Source organism: Alcaligenes sp. HNGD-HTN06 (assembly GCF_049932565.1).
Taxonomy (GTDB): domain Bacteria; phylum Pseudomonadota; class Gammaproteobacteria; order Burkholderiales; family Burkholderiaceae_B; genus Alcaligenes; species Alcaligenes ammonioxydans.
In genome coordinates this window covers 1,859,094-1,876,890 of sequence record NZ_CP187782.1, presented here as the reverse complement: position 1 = coordinate 1,876,890, position 17,797 = coordinate 1,859,094, and the positions used below count along the sequence as shown (strand labels likewise).

Below are 17,797 nucleotides of genomic sequence, written 5' to 3'. Positions count from 1 at the left end.
AGAGGAAGAAAATGTCTGGAGAGATCGATTATTGGTATCACGGAACTGAAGAGTATTTCTTGGAGTGGGCTACGCCGCCCACAACTCCCAAGTACAAGCCCGAACTACATCCGCATCCATTCATTTCATTAACGAAGGACATGCAACTGGCTCGAGGCGCTGGCGAAATTTGCGGAGGCCTATGCAGAGCTAAGCTCGTAGACTCGGCAAAGGTGCTCGATCTTCGTCAGAAATCTGATGTTACTAAAGAGCACTGGACGCGTCTCATTAAGAAAGATATTGCGAGACACCATGTCCTCATGCAGAGCTTTGAGACCTGGATTGACGCATGTTCTACGGGAGAAATTCTTCGCCTGCATACAAAAAATCAGGAACTAGGAAGTCGCCTTGGACATCTCCAAAAAATAGCGAATGATAGTTCGGTAATCCCCCCACAAAAGCGATGCAGTCAGAAGTAGAATTTTCTCATTGAGGAGTTCTACAACATGAAGCGATCAAGATTCACAGATAGCCAGATCATAGAGGCCATCAAGCGAGTGGAGTCTGGCTTGGCGGTGCCGGAGCTATGCCGGGAGCTGGGCATCAGCTCAGCGACGTTCTACAAGTGGCGCTCGAAGTACGGCGGCATGGACGTGTCGCTGATGGCGCGCATGAAGGAGCTGGAAGCCGAGAATGCGCGGCTACGCAAGATGTATGTCGAGGAGAAGCTCAAGGCCGAGATTGTGACGGAGGCACTCGAAAAAAAGTGGTAAAGCCATCTCGTCGCCGCGAGATGGCCCAACGTGCCGTACAAGACCGAGGCCTATCCGTGCGTTTGGCCTGCGCGGCGTTTGGTATCAGTCAGACCTGCTATCGGTATGTCGCCAAGACCGACGTCGAGAACGAGGAGATCGCCCATTGGTTGCTGCGTCTGACCGACAACCATCGCAGCTGGGGCTTTGGACTATGTTTCCTGTACCTGCGCAATGTGCGAGGATTTGGCTGGAACCACAAGCGTGTATATCGGATCTACCGCGAGCTTGAACTGAACCTGCGGATCAAACCCCGAAAACGTCTGGTTAGGCAGGCTCCTGAGCGGTTAACGATACCGTCGCATATCAACCAGGTCTGGTCGATGGACTTCATGCACGATCAACTTGCGGACGGGCGCAGCATCCGCGTACTCAACGTAATCGACGATTTCAACCGCGAGGCGTTGGGTATCGAAGTGGACTTCTCGCTGCCCTCTGAACGGGTGATCCGCACACTAAAGCAGATCATCGGATGGCGAGGCAAGCCTTCAGCCATTCGCTGTGATAACGGTCCGGAGTACCTGAGCACAGCCATCGTAGAATGGGCGGGCGCATGGGACATCAAGCTCGAATACATCCAGCCGGGCAAGCCGCAACAAAACGCCTACGTTGAGCGGTTCAACAGAACCGTTCGATACGAATGGTTGTCCCAGTATCACTGGGACGATCTGGATCACGTTCAGCGCGTCGCCACGCAGTGGATGTGGTCATACAATCATGAGCGCCCAAATATGGCCTTGGGCGGAGTTACCCCAAAACAGCGGTTGGCCATGGCCGCATAGCATGCCTACTTCTGGCAATTGCTAAAAATGGGGGGATTACCGTTCCACTTCCATAAAAGAAAGAGCGCATGCGCACCAGGAGGTGCAGAACTTTACGCGCCTATGGATCAACGAGGTCATAACACCAGCGAAGGAGCTCGGTTACCATGCAGTTATTTGCGCAGAAGTCGATCGCTATCGTGCTGGTGGCGCGAAGGGTTGCCTAAACCTCTATGTGTTCGCTCCTGCGGCTATTACTCCTCCAGATTGGGTGTCCGTTCCAGACGAAGCATTGATGTTGCCTTATATAGAAAAGTTGAAGGCATTAGGTCTTGGCTAATTTGATGCATAACCTGTCAGTCGGGCGGACCTGCGCGAAAAGCCCGCAGGCCGCTCACTTCTAATTTGAGAGACCGCTTTCACCGGTCACCACCGACTGCTTCTGGCCGGAAATAGCCTGTCATGAATTGCTGCTTTCGACCCTTCTCTGCCGTTCGGCGATGGCATGCCGCTTTGTCTCTTTTTGGCACCGAAGCGGTCATGCGTGTCATCGATCAAGGCCGAGTTAGCTGGAATTCTGACGCCTGCTAGCCTTTTATTTTCAACTTACGAATCATATTTTTTTGCTTTTCAGAAATGCTGAAAAGATGAATTCCTAATTCACGGCCTTTATCTGGAAAAATCATCGCGAACATTTTTTCATCGTCGACGCCATGGGCAGCTACGGCCGCACCGGCAAAAACAGCATTGTCGGTGACACGCCTCAAAATATTGAATTCAATTTTTGGATTCCGACGCTGCCATTGGAGATGGCCAGATATAGTGATTGAATCTAATCGAAAAGGTACTCCTTCGCCAACATTTGCGTAGACCTCGTCTGCGCGCACATCCAATGTGTGCGTGTGTGGCCATGCGGGACCTAAAAATAAGTCACCTTGCTCGTGCAACCCGTAGGGAAACGTATGAAGGATAGTCTGTGCAGGCTCCAGATTGTAAAGGATCTCTGTGGATTTCAGCAAAAGTGCGTGTCGGTATGCACCAAACGTCGGATACGCCTGGTGTGCAGACCCGTTATGGGCATAAATTCGATCCTCCTCATTAATGGTAAAAGACGTCGGAGCCCCGGGACCACCTGTAATGGATAATTTGCACTGCGGCCAACACAAGAGGCTACTCGAAAGATGACTCAGAAATTCTCTAGGTGTACCAACGCCAGGGAAATCTGGAAAATCATTTTCAATTCGATTTTCCCAAGGTTGCAGTGTGTAGAGATCGACGCTATGCGAAGCGGCCTTCTTACGAGCGCCGTTCGTATATCCAGAAGTTGAAAATATCGCCTTATGCGTCACCTTAGGCATGTCGTTTAGTTTGAGGATCAACTGCTCTACAGCACCAACATCAAGCGGTTTACCCTCGTGCTTTACCTCCGACGCTTTAAACGCCGATATTTCTCCGTTTTCGTCGACGATTGTGACTGTGATGTCAACGTCCCGCTCCTTCTCTGCGGCCTCATCCAAAACCATGTCACCGATTGTGACTTCAACTGCGTCCGGATCGTAGCGAAGACAACACAGGCCGACTAAGTACTGTACTAACATGGGATTGAGCATGATGAGGGACCTTTCGAGATAGGAGCTATGCATTATCACCCAAGCCAACTTTTTCTCGATCAAGGAAGTACTACCGATTGAAGCGAGTTATCGATCCCGGCCGCGTTCTGGTCAGCAGGTGCCCTCTCCACTGCACGGGGATGCTGCACTATTAACAGTCCGATGGCCGGTTACCGAAGCAGAGACAACGCCTAAGCATCCGAATGATGACGAATCTGAACGGCGGAAGGTGGCCGAACAGCGACAATCTGGATAGATGCGCTGTCCAATTGTAAGCAAACCTCACGTTTCTGTCTGCTCTGCCATTTCCAACGCATCGTCGACTTCGATGCCAAGGTATCGCACTGTGCTCTCCAACTTGGTATGTCCAAGAGATAGTTGGACGGCCCGAAGGTTCTTCGTTCGCCGGTAGATAAGCTTCGCCTTGGTTCGACGCATAGTGTGCGTGCCATATGTCACAGGGTCTAAACCGATCGATTTGACCCAACCGGCAACGATGCGTGCATACTGCCGCGTAGACAGGTGCGGCGATTCATTAATCTCGAATTGCACAGGTCGATGTGTCTTGCGCTGCATGACGATAGCTCGTGGGTAGATGATCTTCCCTTGTGAAATGTCGAAAACGCGCAAGCTGACCAAATCGCAGCCACGTAATTTGCTGTCGATGGCTAGGTTGAATAGCGCCAGATCCCGCACTTTTTCAGATAGCTGGAGCCGTATGCGGATCGCGCAGATTTCTTTCAGGTTCAGCGGAGCCTTTTGGCCAACAAGCCTCCCTTGTTCCAAGGAAAGAACGGTTTTGCTTCATTTAGATCCAATTTCATGGGATTCTCCTTCGATGAAAGGAACCCCCATTTTTGCCAACGAACAGTATGCTTTCGACCGGTTGAATCCAAGGCCGGTAGCGGACGCTCTGGGGCTGTTGAGGCCAAATCAGTAGGCGCCTCCAAACCAAGCCTGAGTTAGCGTATATCAGTCGTGCTATTGACTTTATCATTGCTCATTGATAACTTTGCTACGTGAATCGCCATAAGGCACCCCACAGCGGCGTCTCAACTCTTGAAAGACGCACGTACTGATCCTCTTAGGCAGTACCAGAGTACATCTTCTTCTTTGCTACCCGGACAGGGAACCCGCTTTCCCTGTCCAGGCCATTCGGCTCTTGGGTGGGTGCGTGTTCCTCCAGTCCATTTTTCTGGAGTTCACCATCATGACGACCGCTTCCGCTCAAACTTCCAACCACTTCAATCTTCACGTTAACGGTCTCGGTTATCTGAACCGCGTACGCTGGGTTGAAACCAAAGGTTCTGGCCGCAAGGCACAACCCTTTCTTGCTTGCTCGATTTCCGCCGTGCGTGGAAATACTGATGAACCTGACTACACCTACTTTGACCTTCGGGTCTCTGGGAGCGAAGCCATTGAAATGGTGGAAAAGCTCATGGGTGATGTTGAGGCGAAACGTAAGGTTTTCGTATCGTTTCGTGTGGGTGATATCTACACACACGTCTACATGCGCAACCTTCGCGATGAGAAGGGACGTACAACTGGCGAGCAAGAGCCTGCCGCACTTATCAAGGGACGTCTGTTGTTGATCAACAGTGTCACTGTTGATGGCGTTAATATTTTCCGACGTGAATTGCAAGAAGAGTCCAGTATGGATAACATTCCTTTTCAGGAGGATGCTCCTTTGCAGAACTCCTCGACCGATGATGAATCTTCTCAGGATGTGCCTGAGCAAGACCAGTCTGAAAATAAAGCACCACAGGAGAGCGCTCAAGGTACAGCAACGCCAAAGTTCAACAGCACTCCGGTGCCCGTGAACCAAGGCGCTGCGGCATATCAAGCAGGATATGGAGCAAGTAGTGCGCTTCGATACGCTGCAAGTTATGCCCATCAGAGCGTTGCTTAATTTTTAATGCCTCATCAAAACCCTCGTTACTGTTCCCACTGGGGGCTGTGCGAGGGTTTTCTTCTCCTTGATGCTGCAAAAATTAGCGACTAAACTAATTCGGTTTTGCGAGTGTTTTCAGGTTTCACTTGAATAACCTGGTCGCCTTCGGGCACGACACGTCAACCCCTGAAACGTGAACGCTCTGTATAGAGTTGGGGTACATCTGACACGAGTACGTCCGTTGAATTGCACGTTCAAACTGGAACCTCACGTGCTCTAAAGTACTATCCGATCGCAAGTTGGATGGCCACCATTCAAGCCCCCCTGTACCCGTCCGGCGTAAGCTGAACGGGTACTTTCATTTCACACCCCACCGGGAGATCTCTTCCGGCTGGATGTGGTCTCCCTGTTTTTCTGAAGGAGATCACGATGATCCGTATAGATGGAGCGCAGCTGCGCGTAAAGCGGATTCGGCAAAGTCGAAATGGTGCGTTCTGCGTTGCAGACCTTTCAACTGCTTTTGGTGAGTTCAAGGTCAAAGACCCACTCCTGGATCAGTTTGAGGAAGGTGAGTACCAGGCAACTGTGTGGATTAGTGAAATCTATCTGTCGCAATACATCGCGTTTGGCAAAGGGGTGACAGAAATTCGTGCGCGTTTGCACGATTTACAAGTTGAGAGCCAGGCCGAATTATCGACTGCTCATGAGCAAGCTGAGCCTGACCCCATTGACGAGCAACGACCTATACGGGTTGCAGCATCTAAAAAGTCAGTACCCCCGCCATCTACCGCAAAAGACTTTAGCCACTTTAATAAGGGTGGGAAGCCCCAGTCAGGGTCTTTGGATTCTGTGCCACTGGAGTCTACGCAGGGAGAGCATGATGGGTTGCTTGACGCAGAAATGCTTCGTGCCATTGCCAACCGAGAGCCCATCAAACTTGATGCGACTGTAGAACGTGCGCTGCTACGACGGCAAGCAGCTGAACTTGGCCAACGTCATGGTTACCGTTTCGATGCGAAGCAACAAATCTGGTTTGCCCAGTAAACCCTCATTTCTAAACCGCCCAAAGGTGGCGGTTTGACTTATGTTCTTGATGCGATCGAGACCATGAGCCAGACCGCACAGTGCATTGGTGCATCGTTGAATCTGGGAGGCGGCGTCCCCATGCGCCCGCAGCTTTTGCGCTAAGCCGGAGCTGGTGATAGCAAAATCAGCCACGTAACTTGCGCGCCGTTTCATTTGTCACCAGGACCTCCATTTCGGTGATGCACACCTTGGATCCACCAAGGGGAGTGAGGGGGTATGAATTTTAATTTGTTATGTAAGCCCGGAACCTAGATGGGTTCCCTTGCGAGCCAGGACAATCAGGCCAGGCCTGCAAGGGAAATCATCTAAGCAAACCAACGATGGTTTCAATCAGGTGCGTTCAACCCTGTAAACGCGCCAAGGCAGTAAGTGCTGCCTGGGTAACTCGCTTTATTCACTCACGCAGATTTAACCTGCGCTTCTTACTAACCCCGTGGGGACACCGTGTCCCCTGGGGCTTGGTCGTCCCCATTTTTTGGAAGACGATCATGGCTCAACTGCATTTTTTCCCTATCACGACGGCTCAGCGCAAGAGTCTGCATTCCCTCTTTAATGACTGGCTTTCCCAGGCGAATGAAGAGGGATTTGAGCAGTTTCTGGCTGTTCGACATGAGTTGGCACCCGCACAGGTGTGCTCGTTCGTACGTCTGGTCCAAGGTTGCTCTGTTCGACAAGATTTGGCCCAACGCTTGCCAGGTGATCTCAAGCAGCGTCTGCAAGCACTTCATTGGCTGCGATTCGGCGCTACAGCGGTAGCCGCTTGATTCTTTAACTGACCCTTGGGGGCTTTGACCCTCGCGGGTTGATAGCCCTCTTGATTTTTTAAGGGGTACTATATGTCAATGAGTCCATCTGACTTGTTCCTGCTGCGGCAGGGCCTGGTTGATGCCGGTATGAAGCAAGAGGTTGCCGAAAAGGTGGCCATCGCAATGGAGGGTGCTATGGCACTCACACTTGATCAAGTGCTGGAGAAGTGGACAGCCAAGGTTGAACACGACATTGCCGCGCTTCGCACTGAACTGAAGCACGACATTGAGGTGACCAGAAAAGACATCGAGGTGACCAAGCGGGATATGACCATCCGTCTTGGCTTGATGCTGGCTGGTTTTGCCGGTCTGATCTTAAGCGGCATGAAGATGTTCATGCCCTAGCGTTTAGCACGCGACCATTTCAGCACACCTCTGTGTGCCCAATGAGGAGTGCGCTCTTCCAAATTAGCGAATGTATGCCAGGTCTTTCATAGGCTTGGTGACATTCGCTTTTCTTTTGTTTTTCCATTTTCAACCCTGCGGGCACAGACCCGCATGGGTATGGCCTGCGCATTTTTAGTGAGGCCGACTATGACTGAACAGACTCAACCAGTGTGCAGGGATTCCTTCGATCTCTCGCCTCTTGCCGATGTGCTGCCACGCTTTGAGCTCGGTGTGGTTGTGGCTACGCCAGGTGTTACCAAGCTGGATCAAGAAGGCTCGATCAACGCTTGTGAGTACCTGGCTCGTCACGCTATTGGTGATTGGGGCGATCTGTGCCACGAAGATTGGCGATTTAACCAGCGGTCTCTAGCGTGTGGAGGGCGACTGATGTCGTCGTATCGCGTCAATGACCATCTCAAAATCTGGATCGTTACAGAATCGGATCGATCCTGCACCACGCTGACATTGCCATCGGAGTACTGATCCTCTAACCCATGCAAACCCATCTGAATGGGTTTGCATTATCGCTATCACTTTCCCGGCGGGACGATCCGTCTGGGTCTCTCGTCGTGTATTTTTCGGAGACCCATATGATCGTTGTTCGTTATTTCACCTTACCGCTCTACACAACTGACAGAAACCGTACCGATGATCGACTGATCTGGACCGGGCCAGAACCTGTTCCAGCCATTGGCGAAACTGTGATGGTCAGGTTTAACAATATTGGTAAATGCAGAATCGTTTGCTTTGCCTCACAAGGTCCATACCTTGGCCTGCTTGTTTACCCCCTTCAACCACCCAGTTGGTGGATATCTCAGAATGGCGAGCCTTCACCTGAAACAGCAGGCCTGGTGTTTGGACGTGAGATCTCGCTCATTGATGCTCAGGAGGTGTGAAATGGCGCTTTTGTTCACCCGCTTGGCTCGCAACTTCGTCAAAGCCGGGTACTACCCGACCGATGACGAGACTTTGCAGCGGATTCAACACTTCCTCATGCCAGCATCAAGACCTATGCGCTTGCTTGACCCATGTTGCGGGGAAGGGGCGGCACTGGCTGACATTCGTCTTGGCCTTCAGGAGCGTGCTGGTGAAGATTCAGTAAGCATTGAGGCTCTGGGTGTTGAGTTTGATAAGGAACGGGCCTGGCACGCGAAAACCCTCTTAGATAGGGTTATTCACGCGGACCTTCATGACGTCGTGGTTAAGGCTCGCAGTATTGGCCTACTGTTTCTGAATCCTCCTTACGGGTTTGGGATCAGTGATGCAGCGAACCTGGCCAACGCTGATTCTGACAAGGCCGAGCGTCTGGAGCGCACATTCTTAAAGAAAACGGCATCATTCCTGGTTGAGGGTGGGGTGCTTATCTACATCATTCCGTATTACGCCTTAGATGCTGAGATTCGGACATTTTTGGCCCGTAATTTCGACAATTTGCGGTTTTTTATGGCCCCCGAACAGCAATTCAAACAATGTGTGATCTTCGGGACCAAAATCCGAAGCACACATCCACGTAAAAGCGTTCTTGATTGGCTTGCGCAGGCTCAGGCCGGAGAGTTCGTAGATCAAGTATTGCCAGAGGTCTGGGATGATGAGCCCTACCAGGTGCCAGCAGCTGATGCGGAGCTTGACTTTCATGCGGTGCGAATCGATGCCGCTCAATTGAAAGACGAGCTCAATACATGGAAGGCGAGTCTATTGTGGCAAGGCTTTGATGTTCATTTCTCTCAGGTGCGGACCAGTCACAGAAGACCGCTTCGTACGATGACTCAATGGCACCTGGCGCTTGCGCTGGCGGCCGGCCAGGTGACTGGCTGCATTGAATCGAAAGACGGCCGGATTTTTCTGATAAAGGGGGATACCTTTAAGAAGAAAGAACGTATCCAGAACCTGGAGGTGGATGAGAAAGGGAATGTCTCAGAGACCATCACGATGCTGGATAAGTTTGTGCCTACGATCAATGCAATTGAATTTACTGCCGATCATCGGCTTGGTCAGATAGTGAAGATCAGCTGATGCTTTACCCCTCAGTGCCAATGGTTGGCGCTATTCACCCTTCATTAGAAGGGTTCCTCAAGGGGCCTGGTCCAGGCCATTTGGGGAAACCTTCTCATCAAGCCTAAAGAGGTTTCTATAGGTGCGTTCAACCCTGTAAACGCATCAAGGTGGTCTTTGACTGCCTGGGTAGTTTTTCTTATCTGCTGCCGTCATGCATGGCATGTCAGTAGCCTCGTCTTATCCCTTGGGGACATCCGTCCTCAAGGGGCCGGATGTCTCCAGCTTTTTGGAGATACCCATGTCTTCTTTCAATACGTCGATTTTACCCATCGCGCCGTCTGTATACGCTCAGGCAGCGCCTGAACCCGCGCATTTGCATGTTGCTGATGCGCATGGGCACTACGTGTTGGCGACTCCAGGGCAGATATTGGAGGCCGCACGTGAGGCGATTGTGTCTTTAGTGCCTTCGGGAGCTCCCATGTCAACCCCGAGCATTGCGGAACGCTATGCTGTCGCTCGTTTGGCTGGCCTAGAACATGAGGTTTTCGCTGTCTTCTTTTTAGACAACCAACTTCGCTTGATCCAGTATCGAGAAATGTTCCACGGCACCCTGAGTCAAACGGCTGTCTATCCTCGTGAGGTCGTTAAAGAGGTGGTCAGGAGCAACGCTGGCGCGATCATTTTGGCTCACAACCATCCAAGCGGAAGGTTAGAGCCTAGCCAGGTAGATCTACAACTCACTCAGCGGCTGAAAAACGCATTGGAGCTGATCGACGTAAGGGTTTTGGACCATTTGATCGTCGGGCCTTCAGCAGACACAACTAGCTATTCGTTCGCTGAGCACGGCGACCTGTAACTTGAGTCATTTCTTGTTTGTTTAGCCCGCATTTGGGCGTTTTTAACCTGTACCCATGGGGTCGCTGCGGCCCTTATGGGGCGTTGCGACTCATTTTCTGGAGTTTGTCATGAGTCGTCATTACTTTGAAACCACGTACAAGGATCATCCCGTCACTGTGCTCTTGGGCTGGGATAGACCTTTAGGTCATTATTTTCTGGTAATCGAAAAGCGGGCGGATTTTGTTGATCCGGACGTGACCGCGTTCGATGATCAGTATCTGTATAGCAATCTTTATGAATCAAACCCATTTGGTTTGAGCCTGGAGCACTTTAAAGCGGTGTTGCACCGGCTCAAAATCACTGTGCCAGCAAATATGTTCACTGAGGTCGAACGCGATTCCTGGAACAACGTGGGGAATCGAGACATCACCCATCAAGCTAACGGCTCATTTGCCGTGCGCTCGGTTTGACCATCTCTCTAAACGGCGCGGCCTGGCCTCTTCCTCCTTTTTGCGAGGAAGGGGCCAGTCGCATAACTATGGAGCTCGGTGATGTACCAAGTAGAGGAGTTTCCTGAAGTCTGGGCAGATGCCTGCATCCGAGAGTTGGACGGTCGCTTTTTGTTCGTTTCGCTGTATGGACGCGATGGATCGCTGATGCAATTCATGGCTGCGATGCAGTTGGGCAATAAGGAAGGCGGTATACAACGCTTTCACTTGCGCGGCGATGATGGCCAACGCCACTTAGTGGAGGTTGGCGGTGTGGATCGCTTAGGCAAACACACCGGCAGGTTGCCTAAGCAAAACCTGTTTGGTCCTCTGGGGCAACTGTGGGTATTTGACAAGAATCTACAGGAGCCAGACCGTGCGAATCGAATCGGTTGGGCTCTTCACTACTCAGCAGAGAGCGACCTGGCCAGCCTTAACGAGGCTCAGGAGCATGATCTTGATGATCGTGCCTGGCAACTGATCAAAAGCTTGTCGCCGGTGGCCCTTCTGGACCATTGGCGTGCAGAGGTTTTGGCGTGGTGCCGTTATAAGCACGCTGTGCAGATAATGGGCAGCGATCTGTATCCCACGCTTGGCCCTGTCAAGGCAGTTCGGGTGAGCCTAAGTGAGCATTTTCTTGATTTCATCTCTGATGGGGTCAGGGTAGGGCGCCTACGTTTGCAGTTGTAGTTTTTCTAAGCTGATTGGCTGATTACCGGATCCAGCCTTTTCTACATTTTTTTCTAACCCATGCGGGGAGCAGCCCCGCTGGCTCCCCGTATCCCTTTTGTGGAGAGCCAGTATGGGCGCTATACATCCCCAGCTAGATACCCCAGAGCAAGATGCCGATGAGCTGCATATGCCTCTGGCCAATTTTATTGATCAGTTTGGTGAGGGCTTGTTGGAGCAAGTCCGTCGCCAGAACCCGCCTATTTACGATCCGGACCTGGACACTCAAACTCCCGTTTGGCGTGCGCGGCAACACGTTCTGGACAATCTGACTCGTCAGCCATTTGAAGCCCAGGCGCATGCTGTACACGCCGTTGTGAAGCTGTTGTTGGATCACAATGAACCGGCAGCGGTACTCAATGCGGATATGGGCACGGGCAAAACCATGATGGCCATATGTGTTGCGGCTTTAATGCAGAGTACACATCCACGTACCCTGATCGTTTCGCCGCCTCACCTGGTCTATAAGTGGCGACGTGAGATTCTGGCCACCGTGCCTGGCGCCAAGGTTTGGATTCTGAATGGGCCAGGTACGCTACGCAAACTGTTGGCGCTACGAAATGCCCTCGGTTTGAAAACCAGCAAGCCAGAGTTCTTTGTGCTTGGGCGTGTGCGTATGCGCATGGGGTTTCACTGGAAACCGGCATTTTTGACTCGCCAGGTATTGCAAGATGGTCAACGGTTTAGGTTTGCTTGCTGCCCTGATTGCATGGAACCCATCGAACGTGAGAATGCGGATGGTGAAATGATGCCGCTCTCCGTTGAGGCGGCCGCACTCATGCTTGCTGATAGACGCTGCAAATGCAGCCACTGCGATAGCACGCTTTGGACGTTGATTCGTGCAGGTAAGCGTATCGACTCCATGCACGATCTGGTGTTGGGTGCTTTGAAGCAAATGCCGACGATCGGAGATAAAACCGCTCGCAAGTTGCTCTCGATTTTTGGAGAGGATCTGCTTGGGGGAATGCTCGACGATAACGTCTATGAGTTTCTCAACCTCATGGATGAGTCTGGCGAGCTTGTTTTCTCCGATCGGCAGGCCATGCGTATGGAGCGATCCCTCGCGTCCTTTGAGTTCAGTATAGGGGAGGGGGGCTATCAAGCCACTGAGTTCATCAAACGCTACTTGCCTCGTGGGTATTTCGGTCTTTTGGTTGTAGATGAAGGCCATGAATACAAAAATGAGGGCTCAGCCCAAGGCCAGGCCATGGGCGTGCTGGCCAGCCAATGCCAAAAAACACTGCTGCTCACTGGGACACTGATGGGGGGCTATGCCGATGACTTGTTTCATCTTTTGTGGAGAATAAATCCGACACAGATGATTCAAGATGGCTTCAAACCTGCTCGTAATGGGTCAATGGGAAGCGCAGCTATGGCGTTCATGCGTGAGCATGGCGTGCTCAAAGACGTGTACAAGGAAAGCACTGGCCCATCGCATCGCACCGCTAAAGGTAAGCAGATGACGGTACGGACCAGTAAAGCTCCTGGCTTTGGTCCGGTTGGCATTATGCGGTATGTAGTGCCGATCACCGTTTTCTTGAAGTTGCGCGACATTGGCCAGAACGTCTTGCCTGACTATGACGAGCACTTCATTAACGTACCAATGAGCCAGGCACAGGATGAGGCCTATCAGCGCATGGCAAAGCACCTGGTGTACGAGCTCAAGAAGGCGTTGGCCCAGAAGGACAATAGCTTGCTTGGGGTTGTGATGAATACGCTACTGGCTTGGCCAGAGTGCTGCTTTCGCCTAGAAACCGTCCGGCACCCTCGAAGTAAGGCAGTCTTGTTTTCTCAAGGGCCTGTTTTTCAGGAGTCTGAGCTTACCCCCAAAGAGCAACAGCTTTTGGATCTATGCAAACAGGAGAAGGCCCAAGGAAGAAAGGTGCTGGTGTACTCGATTTACTCGGGTACACGTGACACCACAGCGCGTCTCAAGGCACATTTGGAGATGCACGGCTTCAAAGTTGCGGTGTTGCGTGCCTCTGTTGACGCAGCTCGCCGTGAAGACTGGGTCGGAGACCAGGTGGAGCGGGGTATTGACGTCCTTGTCACCAATCCTGAGCTGGTCAAGACTGGCCTGGATCTGCTGGAGTTTCCTACGCTTGTGTTTATGCAGTCTGGTTTTAACGTCTACACGTTAATGCAGGCGGCTAGGCGGTCATGGCGGATTGGCCAGAAGCATCCAGTCAAGGTCGTGTTCTTAGGCTACTCGGGCTCCAGTCAGGTGGAGTGTTTAAGGCTGATGGCCAAGAAGATCGCTGTTACGCAGTCAACGTCAGGGGATATGCCTGATTGTGGCTTGGATGTTCTGAATGATGCCGGTGACAGTATCGAAGTGCAGTTAGCAAAGCAGTTATTGGCCAACGCTTAGCCTTGACATCACTCCTACTTTGCCCCTCTATGTGAGGGGCATTTTTTTGTCGACAGACGATATGTATTTTTAGAAGGAATATTGGCTATAGTGGCTAGCATTAGGAAAGCGTTTTGCTCGACCAATCAATTGTTTATCTATTTATTGAAAATTGGAGAGATTCGAATGTCGTTTAACAAAGGAGTGGATCAAGCTCAGGAGATCGTTAAGGCGCTAGCCGAAATCCAGAAGCCATTGAAGATTTTTGCCATACTCAAACTTGCTGATGAGTTCTACACAAAGAGCGAGCGTGAGGCACTTTTAAGCAAGTACGAAGCTTTGATAAAGGCGGATCAGGCTGCATACGAAAGTATACAAACTGCTCAGCCTCAGGATGGGCTTGGACACGAAGAGCGAGTTGCAAAATATGGTAAGCAGAAGGCGAAAGAGCTATTGTCACCAGTCACCGCAGCAATGAATATACGGAAGGAAACGACTCAGAAGATTAGAGAATTTGGAGCTAAACACCCGCTCATCACCCAACTTTTCGGAGTGCGCGGTGGATTTTGAAGCAATTTTTAGTAAAGCAGATTTGACTTGGCATTACCCATCATGCTTTGTCCTGACTTGAGGTTACAGTGAAGGACTGAGTTCGGCCAGGAGCGGCCCATCAAGTTCAAAAGCAGCCTGTAAAGCTCTGCCCGCTAGTAACCAGAAGATTGCCTGCTGGACTAAAAATTACCCTATATTACAATCCGTAGTCGGCCTTGTGTGCCCGGGCCTAATTTGCGGAACCTGGATTCCAAGTCATGGATTGAGTCATACGCCATCCAATCTATACCTTGGCGAGCGTGCTATTTGAGACGACCAAAAAGGTCATGCTATATCTAATCTAGCCCCTCCATTAAGCCAACAAGAAATAACATGTCAGATAAAGTCTCCACTTAATTGAGAAGTGTAAAAATGGATATAAGTTCAGCGAAGGTTTTAAAAGTCATTGTTCACAGGGTTGGAAACAAAATTAGGGATGAAGGACTCAATTTATCGAAAATAGAGTGTCAACGATCCAGTACACTAGACGACCTCCTGTTAAGAAATCTCTTGGCCCCGGTCGTACGGAATGGTCAAGAGTATTATTTGGCTCATGAATCAGATATCTCCCTAAACATCATCAATCACTATGCTGCCAGTGTGTTTTCCCACCGGGAAAAGTTCAAGGAAAGTAGCGAGGCGATAGCAAAGCATCTATATAGCTGCTCCAGTCACCCAAATATAGGGGGTGGGGAATTTATTGTGATTCTTTTTGACGACATCAGAATCGACGGGCACGTACTCCAGGCTCTAGGTTTTTTCAGAGTTGAAACGAAGGATGATTATCTAGATGTTGGGGAGGAAGAAGGTGTCATCCGGGTGATCGAGCGAAGCGGTATATCTCTCGATAAGATTCAGAAAGGCGCAATTGTCCTCTCAGGCAGTCTCAAGGTGCTTGTGATTGACAATCTCAGTCAAAAGACGAAGTACTGGATTGAAAACTTCCTAAAAGCCTCTCCCGCCCAAACACCCAAAAAATGTGCGCAAGTGGCTGGAGCGTTGCTTAAGGCCATTTCCAACAAGGTAGAGACACCGAGTAATGCGTTGGAGTTCGCTCGACAAGTAGAGGATCTACTCACCGAGAGAGAATCTTTGTCGTTGACAGATCTTCGGCGGATTTCAAAGAATTACATTGATGATGAAAGCATAGATAAGCTTCTCGTCGGTACCCGTCTCAGATATGGCATCACTCTAGATACTGACCTACCGATCGAGAGCAAGCGTCTAGCTAAATACACAAAAGAAGTTGTCACAAAGGCACGCATAGCGGAAGGAGTCAGTCTATTGGTATCAAACCCAGATGCAAAGATATCATCAATTGACGTGAAATCTACCAAGAGTGGATTTCGAGTTGTTGTGGACATTCAAGTAAAAGGGGCGTAGCGATGGCTGGGGAGAAATCAAAAAAATCGGGAGAGATCGGCGAGACATTAGCCAGCGCGCTACTTGAGCGGATCGGCTGGAAACATTTAATCCACAATATCTCGATTAGCTGCAACACGCCAACTCATGTCAACGACAAAGGGAATCAACGTCAAAGTCACGGCGAGGATCAAATTTATCTTTACAACAATCCTTTTCATGACGATAGGACTGACTTTGTTCATGTTTCCAACAAAAACATCATCGGTAGCTATCCAAAGGAGGGGACACTAAGGGCGCAATTCAAGGCGCACCTTAAGGAGTTAGAGCAGACAATTGAATGCGCCAAGTACAACCAGACGTTGCGCGAGATTGCCACAAACTTCAAGGCTAAAAAAAATCGATATCACGCAGGTCTTCTTATCTGGCTTCATAATGATCATGAAGACATCGAAAAGAGCATTCTGAGTGATCTGGCGCCGTCCCGACTTGATTTAAATACTGATGCACCATTTTATGTGGTTGACAACGGCCGGGCAACATTTCTTCTGAAGGTGGTGGACGATTTGCGTAGGCGTTCTACGGATGGTGATTATCAGTTTTTCTATCCGCGCATCGGAACATCAATAACAGTTGATGAGATGAGAACAGGAAAAGAGCTTCCGCTTGAACTGCTGGCTGCAGATATCATCCCCGCTGTTTTGATGGTAGATGGGACAAAAGAGTTAATCATCTATGCCAACGAGAGCTTCGATTCCACCTCATACAAGAATTTGATGGCATATGGGTTGAGCTTTGCGTCAGGATTGATAACCAGCATCAAAATCGGTATGCCAAACTACAATCCGGCACGTGATGATGAGGTAGCTGCTCAGGCGCGACTCGCTTTTCATAGCCGTCCAGAGAAAATCTCCCCTTTCTCATTCAATCGCTCGATTCTTGATCTTCTTCAGGAGGCACCGCAATGAAGCAGGTTCTGGATTCTAACTACCTAATTCCATTGGGGGCCGAACTTAGGGTGCTACTCAATAGTGAGCACATCTCATATGGAGAAGTTAATTCGGTATTAAAGGCAAAGGGAATATTCTCCGGGAGCAACGATAAGTCGATTACAGTGCCTCTTTTAGCGGCCACACTACTAACGCCATCAGGCTATTCCGCTTTAATTGAGGCATCGGTGGATCGTGACTCAAAACCTAAAGTTAAAGTATCCGCTCTCGACTTGGTCGCCTCAGGTGTGGATTGGATTACGCCACTCAAGCAGCTCTTTGACTCTGATTTCAATCCCTTCGTAGGCATTGCGAATATCGAAGTAATCGATACGCCAGGAGTTATTGTCGAGGGCAAGGATAAGGTTCGGATTCCTTTTTCTATCGTTCGCAAAGATTTCAGCAAGGACTGGACGCAGCGAGAACTACGCTTTGATGGAGAAGTAGCTATCGAACTTCAAGGAGGGAGTTTGAAGCTAGATTTTTCTTCAACCCATTCCTCCAAGGAAACGGAGATTGCGAGTAGGCGGATGACCGCTCGCATGTCCAAGGTGCTCAAAGAATCTGGCATCACAAAGAGCGAAATTGAGCGACGGATCACATTTGACAGCTTCACGAACGTTGAGAGGGTCCGGTTCTTTAAAAGGTTGACTGGGGGGTATGGGCGTTTCATCGCTAAGGGTAGCGTAAACGAAATGGAAATTAATCGCGATGCATCAGGCCCTCCGCTGCCCAATGATCCCCAAGTCTCATGGATGAATCAAACGGTTAAGCGCCTAAAAATCGATGGCGAAAAACTGAATGACATCTTCCTTATCTCCGATGAAAAGTATTATCCCTATTACCACGTTCAACGAATGGATGTCACCTTTGGATACGCTTCAGCCGCAAATTCTGGTGAATTCAGAGTGAGCTTCTTTTTCAGCACTCCTTCGAGAGTTGAGTCTGCGAAGGATGATGCAGAGCTTACTTTTGAGGTACTAAGGGTCACTTACGATCACACAGTTAATTCTGACTCTAAAAAAGAGCTTAATTCTCAGATTTCACGTCACGTTAGAGGTCTAGTTGAGACCCAATTTGAGCGTATTGTCACAGAAAGAATGTAAGGTCTTTAACTGTAAATA

At 50.2% G+C, this 17,797-nt stretch carries 17 protein-coding genes and 1 pseudogene; 16 read left to right on the top strand and 2 right to left on the bottom strand.

All coding sequences use genetic code 11. The features are described 5' to 3' along the window. The first annotated feature begins 485 nt into the window (after positions 1-485). Positions 486-1,573 (top strand): IS3 family transposase gene (locus tag ACOZ42_RS08570; RefSeq protein ID WP_411762154.1). Its coding sequence is split into 2 segments (ribosomal slippage): positions 486-738 and positions 738-1,573, totalling 1,089 coding nucleotides; the frame shifts between segments, so codons are not numbered across the junction. Between the two features lie 566 nt (positions 1,574-2,139). Here ACOZ42_RS08570 and ACOZ42_RS08565 read toward each other — a convergent pair. Continuing rightward, positions 2,140-3,162 carry a hypothetical protein gene (locus tag ACOZ42_RS08565; protein WP_426345017.1) on the bottom strand — a complete coding sequence of 341 codons (1,023 nt, stop codon included), beginning with the start codon at positions 3,160-3,162 and terminating at the stop codon, positions 2,140-2,142. A gap of 282 nt (positions 3,163-3,444) precedes the next feature. Continuing rightward, positions 3,445-3,986 (bottom strand): annotated as a pseudogene (locus ACOZ42_RS08560) (tyrosine-type recombinase/integrase). Between the two features lie 386 nt (positions 3,987-4,372). Between ACOZ42_RS08560 and ACOZ42_RS08555 the strand changes: the two are divergent. From ACOZ42_RS08555 to gapS4b, 15 genes are all read left to right on the top strand, one after another. Then, positions 4,373-5,071 carry a DUF3577 domain-containing protein gene (locus ACOZ42_RS08555; protein WP_426345016.1) on the top strand — a complete coding sequence of 233 codons (699 nt, stop codon included), beginning with the start codon at positions 4,373-4,375 and terminating at the stop codon, positions 5,069-5,071. A 411-nt stretch (positions 5,072-5,482) separates the two neighbouring features. Beyond that, entirely contained in the window at positions 5,483-6,097 is a 615-nt protein-coding gene (locus tag ACOZ42_RS08550; protein WP_426345015.1) for a DUF3275 family protein, read from the top strand. Positions 6,098-6,627: 530 nt separating this feature from the next. Continuing rightward, complete coding sequence (locus tag ACOZ42_RS08545) at positions 6,628-6,903, top strand: hypothetical protein (RefSeq protein WP_003799870.1); 276 nt, start codon at positions 6,628-6,630, stop codon at positions 6,901-6,903. A gap of 78 nt (positions 6,904-6,981) precedes the next feature. Beyond that, positions 6,982-7,290 (top strand): hypothetical protein, encoded by a 309-nt coding sequence (locus ACOZ42_RS08540; protein ID WP_026484857.1) that lies wholly within the window; start codon positions 6,982-6,984, stop codon positions 7,288-7,290. 189 nt (positions 7,291-7,479) lie between these two features. Further along, a complete protein-coding gene (locus ACOZ42_RS08535) occupies positions 7,480-7,815 on the top strand; it encodes a hypothetical protein (protein ID WP_426345014.1) in 336 nt (111 codons plus the stop codon). Between the two features lie 107 nt (positions 7,816-7,922). Next, positions 7,923-8,228: a hypothetical protein gene (locus tag ACOZ42_RS08530; RefSeq protein WP_426345013.1), complete on the top strand. Its 306-nt coding sequence runs from the start codon at positions 7,923-7,925 to the stop codon at positions 8,226-8,228. A 1-nt stretch (position 8,229) separates the two neighbouring features. Next, a complete protein-coding gene (locus ACOZ42_RS08525) occupies positions 8,230-9,345 on the top strand; it encodes a DUF6094 domain-containing protein (RefSeq protein ID WP_426345012.1) in 1,116 nt (371 codons plus the stop codon). 280 nt (positions 9,346-9,625) lie between these two features. Continuing rightward, positions 9,626-10,183: a JAB domain-containing protein gene (locus ACOZ42_RS08520; RefSeq protein ID WP_003799878.1), complete on the top strand. Its 558-nt coding sequence runs from the start codon at positions 9,626-9,628 to the stop codon at positions 10,181-10,183. A 109-nt stretch (positions 10,184-10,292) separates the two neighbouring features. Beyond that, the gene (locus ACOZ42_RS08515) at positions 10,293-10,634 is read left to right on the top strand and encodes a hypothetical protein (protein WP_003799880.1); all 342 of its coding nucleotides are present in this window, start codon (positions 10,293-10,295) and stop codon (positions 10,632-10,634) included. A gap of 81 nt (positions 10,635-10,715) precedes the next feature. Beyond that, positions 10,716-11,342 (top strand): hypothetical protein, encoded by a 627-nt coding sequence (locus ACOZ42_RS08510; protein ID WP_426345011.1) that lies wholly within the window; start codon positions 10,716-10,718, stop codon positions 11,340-11,342. A gap of 112 nt (positions 11,343-11,454) precedes the next feature. After that, a complete protein-coding gene (locus ACOZ42_RS08505; RefSeq protein WP_426345010.1) occupies positions 11,455-13,752 on the top strand; it encodes an SNF2-related protein in 2,298 nt (765 codons plus the stop codon). A 165-nt stretch (positions 13,753-13,917) separates the two neighbouring features. Next, entirely contained in the window at positions 13,918-14,301 is a 384-nt protein-coding gene (locus ACOZ42_RS08500) for a hypothetical protein (protein ID WP_426345009.1), read from the top strand. A gap of 393 nt (positions 14,302-14,694) precedes the next feature. Further along, on the top strand, positions 14,695-15,705 hold the full coding sequence (locus ACOZ42_RS08495; protein ID WP_426345008.1) for a nucleoid-associated protein: 1,011 nt from the start codon (positions 14,695-14,697) through the stop codon (positions 15,703-15,705). A 2-nt stretch (positions 15,706-15,707) separates the two neighbouring features. Then, positions 15,708-16,652 (top strand): GapS4a family protein, encoded by a 945-nt coding sequence (gene gapS4a, locus ACOZ42_RS08490; RefSeq protein WP_426345007.1) that lies wholly within the window; start codon positions 15,708-15,710, stop codon positions 16,650-16,652. Next, complete coding sequence (gene gapS4b, locus ACOZ42_RS08485) at positions 16,649-17,779, top strand: GapS4b family protein (RefSeq protein ID WP_426345006.1); 1,131 nt, start codon at positions 16,649-16,651, stop codon at positions 17,777-17,779. Before gapS4a ends, gapS4b begins: the two co-directional genes overlap by 4 nt. Positions 17,780-17,797: the final 18 nt, after the last annotated feature.

What these genes read in the sequence shown, in the direction of transcription:
- ACOZ42_RS08515 (WP_003799880.1), top strand. Translation starts at nt 10,293, where the DNA reads ATGAGTCGTCATTACTTTGAAACCACGTACAAGGATCATCCCGTCACT.
- ACOZ42_RS08500 (WP_426345009.1), top strand. Translation starts at nt 13,918, where the DNA reads ATGTCGTTTAACAAAGGAGTGGATCAAGCTCAGGAGATCGTTAAGGCG.
- ACOZ42_RS08495 (WP_426345008.1), top strand. Translation starts at nt 14,695, where the DNA reads ATGGATATAAGTTCAGCGAAGGTTTTAAAAGTCATTGTTCACAGGGTT.
- ACOZ42_RS08525 (WP_426345012.1), top strand. Translation starts at nt 8,230, where the DNA reads ATGGCGCTTTTGTTCACCCGCTTGGCTCGCAACTTCGTCAAAGCCGGG.
- ACOZ42_RS08505 (WP_426345010.1), top strand. Translation starts at nt 11,455, where the DNA reads ATGGGCGCTATACATCCCCAGCTAGATACCCCAGAGCAAGATGCCGAT.
- ACOZ42_RS08545 (WP_003799870.1), top strand. Translation starts at nt 6,628, where the DNA reads ATGGCTCAACTGCATTTTTTCCCTATCACGACGGCTCAGCGCAAGAGT.
- gapS4b (WP_426345006.1), top strand. Translation starts at nt 16,649, where the DNA reads ATGAAGCAGGTTCTGGATTCTAACTACCTAATTCCATTGGGGGCCGAA.
- ACOZ42_RS08540 (WP_026484857.1), top strand. Translation starts at nt 6,982, where the DNA reads ATGAGTCCATCTGACTTGTTCCTGCTGCGGCAGGGCCTGGTTGATGCC.
- ACOZ42_RS08520 (WP_003799878.1), top strand. Translation starts at nt 9,626, where the DNA reads ATGTCTTCTTTCAATACGTCGATTTTACCCATCGCGCCGTCTGTATAC.
- ACOZ42_RS08565 (WP_426345017.1), bottom strand. Translation starts at nt 3,162, where the DNA reads ATGCTCAATCCCATGTTAGTACAGTACTTAGTCGGCCTGTGTTGTCTT.
- ACOZ42_RS08535 (WP_426345014.1), top strand. Translation starts at nt 7,480, where the DNA reads ATGACTGAACAGACTCAACCAGTGTGCAGGGATTCCTTCGATCTCTCG.
- ACOZ42_RS08550 (WP_426345015.1), top strand. Translation starts at nt 5,483, where the DNA reads ATGATCCGTATAGATGGAGCGCAGCTGCGCGTAAAGCGGATTCGGCAA.
- ACOZ42_RS08530 (WP_426345013.1), top strand. Translation starts at nt 7,923, where the DNA reads ATGATCGTTGTTCGTTATTTCACCTTACCGCTCTACACAACTGACAGA.
- ACOZ42_RS08555 (WP_426345016.1), top strand. Translation starts at nt 4,373, where the DNA reads ATGACGACCGCTTCCGCTCAAACTTCCAACCACTTCAATCTTCACGTT.
- ACOZ42_RS08510 (WP_426345011.1), top strand. Translation starts at nt 10,716, where the DNA reads ATGTACCAAGTAGAGGAGTTTCCTGAAGTCTGGGCAGATGCCTGCATC.
- gapS4a (WP_426345007.1), top strand. Translation starts at nt 15,708, where the DNA reads ATGGCTGGGGAGAAATCAAAAAAATCGGGAGAGATCGGCGAGACATTA.